Here is a 5,761-nt window from a genome sequence, read left to right on the forward strand (position 1 = left end):
AACGGCGGCACCCGAATGTCGTCGCTGTTGCGCTCGCCAACAAGAACGCCCGGATCGTCTGGTCGGTCCTGGCGCATGATGCCGAATATCGACCGCTACGAGCCGCGGTCGCAGGCTGAACCGGCGGCGCTTCAGCCATAAGCGGAAGGCCATCGACGGAATATTGCAGCAACCTGGCTGGGGATGGTGAAAGGGTCGCTCCCATCGCTTCCAGAACCTGATGTGTGGACCGGCACGGCAGGGGCCGATGTCTCGGGGGCATTGAGGAGGAAGCACGCGGAAATCCATCGGGGCTCGCGGCGACGAATGTTCGGGCCGCTCAACGAAGCCGGATATACGTCCGCAATTGCGATCTCCGATCCAGAGCCAACCAAATCGTTGCAATCAGGCGGGGTCCATATACGTCCACACATGACAAAGTCCAAATCAGGCATTCAGCTTTTCGCGACTAACCTTCACGCCGGCGCGGTCACGGTCCCAGGTATCTTCGGTGACGCCCTCTTCGCGCAGTTTCACCTTCTGCACCTTCTCAGTCGGTGTCTTGGGTAGCGCGTCAACAATTCTCACATACCGGGGCACCATAAAATGCGCCATGCGCGGGATCAGGAACTCGACCAGCTCCTTTGGATCGACTGTCTTGTCCGGCGCCGGCGCGACAACGACCATCACCTCGTCCTCGCTGACGTCACTCTTCACGGCGACTGCAGCACATTCCTGGACCGATGGGTGAGCCAACACCTCGGTTTCCACCTCGAAGGAAGAAATGTTCTCGCCGCGCCGGCGAATGGCATCCTTCATGCGATCGACGAAGTAGAAGTTGCCTTCGGCGTCCTTGCGGAAGCCGTCGCCGGTATGAAACCAGCCATTGCGCCAAGCCCTAGCCGTCGCTGACTTGTTCTTGTAGTAGCCGTGGTTCATGGTCCACGGGCAATCGGCTCGGACGATCAGTTCGCCCACCTCGCCCACCGGCACCTCGCAATCGTTCTCATCGACGACCCGGCACTCGACGCCCGCACGGGGCGTGCCCGCGCTGTGCAGCAGCGTCGGGTTGAGCGGCGATATCAGCGGGCACGAGATCTCGGTCATGTTGAACAGCGTTATCGTCTGGACGTCGAAGCGGGCGCGGAACTCGGTCGGATCGAAATCGAACGGCACCAGCATGACCGTCCGAAGCGGGTTGTCTTTTTCCTCGGGGACGGGCTCTTGCTTGGCGAGAAATTGTGCCATCACGCCAAGCAGGATGGCGAAGGTGACTCGAGTCTCTTTCACCGTCTTCCAGAAGGTCTGAGTATTGAAAGCGTCGACAATGGAGATCGAGCCGCCCATCGCCAGCATGATGTGCGCCGGCAGCGTTCCGCCAACATGGAACAAAGGCAGGCTGAGCAGGTAGCGGTCGTCGGAGGTTATAAGCGGCTCGCCGTCCTCGCCAGGCAGGTTCGAATAGACCGCGCCCGTGGTGTAGGCGTGCAGATAGGACGACAGAACGCCCTTGGACGGACCGGTCGTGCCGGAGGTGTAGATGATCGATTGGGTGTCCCAGGGCATGATCTCGCGTTCCAACGGCTGGAGATCACCTTCCGCGGGGGCCAGCGCGTCAGCGCCATGCACCTCCAGGTCGGCGCAGGGTGCCACTTCGCCGCCCAGAACTACCATCTTCGTCAGCTTCGCCCGATCGATGTCGGCCAGGCGCGGCGCCAGTCCGGCATGGGCGACGATGAGGTCCGCGTCGGAGTTGTCCACGACATGGGCCAGGATGCCACCCCGATAGGACGTATTGATCGGCACATAGACGGCACCGAGATAGTTGATGGCGAACCAGACGCACAGCGCGTCCGGCCCGTTCGGCAGCCAGCTCACGACATGGTCGCCTTGCTTGACCCCCAGCTTCTGCAGTCCCAGCGCGGTCTGTCGCACCAGATCCTGCATGCCGGCATAGGTCCATTCGGTGCCGTCCTGGAAGATGGCGTAGACCTTATCGGGCGTAGCGGAGGCATGACGGTCGATCAGCGAGCGGGTGACGCAGACCTCGGCCGGGGCCATGCGGGGATCGATAGTGGCGTCAGTCATGACGTTCTCCTCCATTGAGCTACTGCATCATGGCGGGCAGATAGGTGATGATGCCGGGGAAGGCGATCAGCAGGGTGACCACGACGGCGTCGGCCATCAGGAACCACATGATACCGCGGAAGATCGTCGTAAGGCTGGCGAGATTGCCGACTACCCCCTTGATAACGAAGACGTTGAGGCCGATCGGCGGCGTGATCATCCCGATCTCCAGAAATTTCACCAGGTAGACGCCAAACCAGATCAGGTCGACATGGCTGCGCTCCAGCACCGGCAGCACCACCGGCAGGGTCAGAAGCATTGCCCCCAGTGGATCAAGGAACATTCCCAGCAGCAGATAGAGCATGGAGATGCCAAGGATCAGCAGGAGCGGGTCGGCTTCGAGTCCCAGTATCGATGAAGCGATCAGTTCCCCGCTGCCGGACAATGCCAGAAAACGGGTCAGCAGGTTCGCGCCGACGGCGATCAGGAAAAGAGCTCCGGTCGTTGTCAGTGTCTCAATGATTGCATTCCAGAACGCTTCACGCGTCAGGGATCGCTTCAACATCGAGATCACGATTGCGGCGAAGGCGCCGATCGCGCCGGCTTCGGTCGCCGTGAAGAAACCAACGAAAATGCCACCGATGACGACCACCAGGATGGCGATGATCGGCCAGGTTTCGGCCAGGTGCGCCAATCGCTCTTTCATCGGCGGTGGCGCATCCAGCGCCGGCGCCAATGAAGGGTTCAGTTTGGTGCGCACATAGATAACCATCACATAGGCAAATGCAGTCAGCAGCCCGGCGCCGACACCGCCGATAAAGAGCTTGCCGATCGGCACCTCGGCAAACACACCGAATAGGATGAGCAGGATCGACGGTGGGATCAGCGCGCCCAGCGTACCGGCTGCAGCAATGGTCCCAGTGGCGAGTGCCGCGTCATAACGTTTCGCGATCATCTCTGGCACGGCGATCCGGCCCATGGCAGCGGCGCACGCGACCGACGATCCGGTCACGGCCGCGAAGCCGGCCGATCCGACCACAGAGGCGATGGCGAGCCCGCCTGGCACGCGTGCCATCCAACTCCGGCAGGCGTCGAAGAGGCTCTTGGTGAGACCTGCATGATAGGAGACAAAGCCCATGAGCAGGAACATGGGCACCGATGAAAGCGTCCATTTGGCCGCGAAGTCGTAGGGAACAGCCGAGAGGATGCCCCAGGCAGGACGTCCGCCGATCAACACGTAGATGCCGCCGAAGCTGACCAGAATCAGCGCAATACCAATGGGTAAGCGCAGGATCAGCATGACGACGAGTACACCCAGGCCGATCAGGCCGATGATTTCGTTTTCCATCCGCGAACCGTCCTAGGTGGGTTCGTGTGACGCTGGCAGTTGCTTGCTCTCAGCATCGACGGGCGTCTCGCCCAGACCGCTGGCCAGGCCCGTCACGCTGCAGGCGAAGCGGTAGAGCAGCACGAGCGCAAACAGCCCGAACCCGAGTGGCAGCACGAAATAGCTTGGCCAGATGAAGATCTTCAGACCGGATTCCAGTACGTTGGCCTCGACAGCGAGCTTCTTCAACGCCTCGAACCAGAGACGGTGGGCGATACCGCCGGCCACCAACGCTGACACCAGCCAGACTATCCCGATCACGAACTTCTGCCATCGCTCGGAGAAATGCCGGAAGACTATTTCGACCGAAATATGGCTGTTCAGCTTCTCTGACAGCGCGACCGGCAGATAGGCCACGATCACCATGTAGTAGTGTGAGACGATGAGCGAGGTGGCCGGTATCGGCGCGTTGATAAGATTTTTCAGCAATACGTCCGCCACGATCTGCAGCATCATCAGTATGACTGCCGCCGCCCCGACCATCGTCGAGGCGGCGACGATCCACGCCAGCAGACGTCCCAGCGCGTGCATGGTTCAGTCCTTCCCGGAGCGTGAAGAGATCAAAGCTCCGTGGGATCTACCTTGCTGAAGATTTCTTTCGCGAACAGGTCGATCACCGCCGCCTTGTCGTTGACGTCTATATCTGTGGTCAGCTTGACCCACTTCTCGACCAAGCCGTTGATCAGGGCAAGCTGCTCGTCGGCATCCTCGATACCGAACTTCTCCTTGTTCAGCGTGGCCACCGTCGCGAGATCGCCCTCGCGGAACGTCTGCGTCGCCTGCTGCACATCGGCTTCGGGTTGCACCACCTCGACGCCCATTTGGCCCGGATCTTCGAGCAACGCCTGGTTCTCGTTCCAGTACTGCGCGGTGGTCCAGGCTATGGCCGCGCCGCCGGCCATCACGAAGGCCTTCTTGTCCTCCTCGGTAAGGTCGTTCCAGACGTCCCGGTTCAGGTTGAACATGCTGTTTCCGATATAGACGCCGATCGGCGCATCCAGCACATAGTCGGTGACTTCGCCGATGGACAGACTCTTGAGCACGTCCACCGTATGGGTGTTGCCGTCCAGCTGCCCCTGGCTGATTGCCTCGTAAATATCGTTGGCGCCGATGACGACGGCGGTCGCGCCCATTGCCTCGACCCAGCGGCCGAAGGGCCCGAAGCCCCGAATTTTCTTACCCTGGAAGTCGCTCAAACTGGTGAGCTTGTCGACCGACATCATGTAGTACGGCCCGATAACCGATGTGCCCAAGAACACTTGGTTCTGAGCTTTATATTCGTCCATGCACTTGACGCAGTTGACGAGATACTCGTTGGCCGCGCCAGCGATGGCGACCGGATTGACGCCTGCCGTCGCGAAATCGACCAGCATGTTGAAGTATGGAAACTCGCCCCTGTGATAGGCAGGCACCACATAGCCGACATCGGCGATGCCGTCGCGCACGCCGGTCATCGATTCGGCGAAGTTCAGCAGCGACAGCTCAAATACCTTGCCGGTATAGCGGCCGTCGGTGCGCGTCTCGATCTCGTCTGCGAAGCGGTACATGCCGCGCACGAGACCATTGTCGCCGGTCAAGCCGATAGCGATGCGTAATTCTTCCGCCTGTGTGGCCGAGTTGAAGGCAACCGAGCCAAGCGCGATTGCGCCAGCTGCCAGCACGGATTTCATGCCGTGGGCCATGATGTCTCCTCCCCAATGAACATCTGGGCGCACGGTAGATTTTTGCTGGCCACCCATCAAGGAGGTTGAGGTGTGGGATGCTGGGGAGTGCTGATTACCCACCAGATCGCACAGCACCGAGCCCGGCCAGCCGGTTGCATCATTGTCCGTCGGCACTTCCTCGATGGACATGAACGCTCGAAACGACCTGCTACTCCCAAGCAGGCTGCCCTACCCCGCAAAACCCTGCAGGATTCTGCGCGCATCCTCGGATATTTCTCTGATAATCTCCGCGGCCGGTTGCACCCGGCCCGTCAGGCCGACCGACTGCCCGGCCCACATCGATAGTGCTTCGATGTCGCCTTCGGCGTCGTGGCCGGGCGTATAAGCCCCGTAGCGCGGGATGTCGCCTCTCGACGGCGCACGGGCGACGGTCTCGCCTTCTCCCGGGCGGCTGCCTGATGGTGGGCGACCGGCTTGCTCCCAGGCATCGACCGTGCTGTTGCGCAGGACCCGGTGTGGCGCGTCCGGCCAGCCGACATTGAAGAGGTTCTCGAAATAGGCGGTGTCGTTCTCTGAAGCGGCGAGCAGCCGCCGCTGGTACTGTCAACGGCGGAGCAATTCCAGGCCAGTTGGGCGGAGTAAAAGCAGGCCACTCATCGGCAAG

Annotated in this window: 4 protein-coding genes and 1 pseudogene; 1 reads left to right on the forward strand and 4 read right to left on the reverse strand. The window is 61.0% G+C overall.

Annotated features, from left to right (window positions below):
- Positions 1–119 (forward strand): annotated as a pseudogene (locus CWC60_RS00830) (IS110 family transposase); the annotation flags it as partial.
- Between the two features lie 307 nt (positions 120–426).
- Here the strand turns inward: CWC60_RS00830 and CWC60_RS00835 are convergent.
- The 4 genes from CWC60_RS00835 to CWC60_RS00850 are packed head-to-tail and all read right to left on the reverse strand — an operon-like array spanning position 427 to position 5,286.
- Positions 427–2,067: an AMP-binding protein gene (locus CWC60_RS00835; RefSeq protein ID WP_206419696.1), complete on the reverse strand. Its 1,641-nt coding sequence runs from the start codon at positions 2,065–2,067 to the stop codon at positions 427–429.
- Between the two features lie 19 nt (positions 2,068–2,086).
- Entirely contained in the window at positions 2,087–3,394 is a 1,308-nt protein-coding gene (locus tag CWC60_RS00840) for a TRAP transporter large permease (RefSeq protein ID WP_109792166.1), read from the reverse strand.
- A 12-nt stretch (positions 3,395–3,406) separates the two neighbouring features.
- Entirely contained in the window at positions 3,407–3,964 is a 558-nt protein-coding gene (locus CWC60_RS00845; protein ID WP_109792167.1) for a TRAP transporter small permease, read from the reverse strand.
- A gap of 29 nt (positions 3,965–3,993) precedes the next feature.
- On the reverse strand, positions 3,994–5,286 hold the full coding sequence (locus tag CWC60_RS00850; protein WP_109792168.1) for a C4-dicarboxylate TRAP transporter substrate-binding protein: 1,293 nt from the start codon (positions 5,284–5,286) through the stop codon (positions 3,994–3,996).
- Positions 5,287–5,761: the final 475 nt, after the last annotated feature.

Origin of the sequence: Minwuia thermotolerans (assembly GCF_002924445.1) — a bacterium.
Taxonomy (GTDB): Bacteria; Pseudomonadota; Alphaproteobacteria; order Minwuiales; family Minwuiaceae; genus Minwuia; species Minwuia thermotolerans.

What these genes read in the sequence shown, in the direction of transcription:
- CWC60_RS00835 (WP_206419696.1), bottom strand. Translation starts at nt 2,067, where the DNA reads ATGACTGACGCCACTATCGATCCCCGCATGGCCCCGGCCGAGGTCTGC.
- CWC60_RS00840 (WP_109792166.1), bottom strand. Translation starts at nt 3,394, where the DNA reads ATGGAAAACGAAATCATCGGCCTGATCGGCCTGGGTGTACTCGTCGTC.
- CWC60_RS00845 (WP_109792167.1), bottom strand. Translation starts at nt 3,964, where the DNA reads ATGCACGCGCTGGGACGTCTGCTGGCGTGGATCGTCGCCGCCTCGACG.
- CWC60_RS00850 (WP_109792168.1), bottom strand. Translation starts at nt 5,286, where the DNA reads ATGTCCATCGAGGAAGTGCCGACGGACAATGATGCAACCGGCTGGCCG.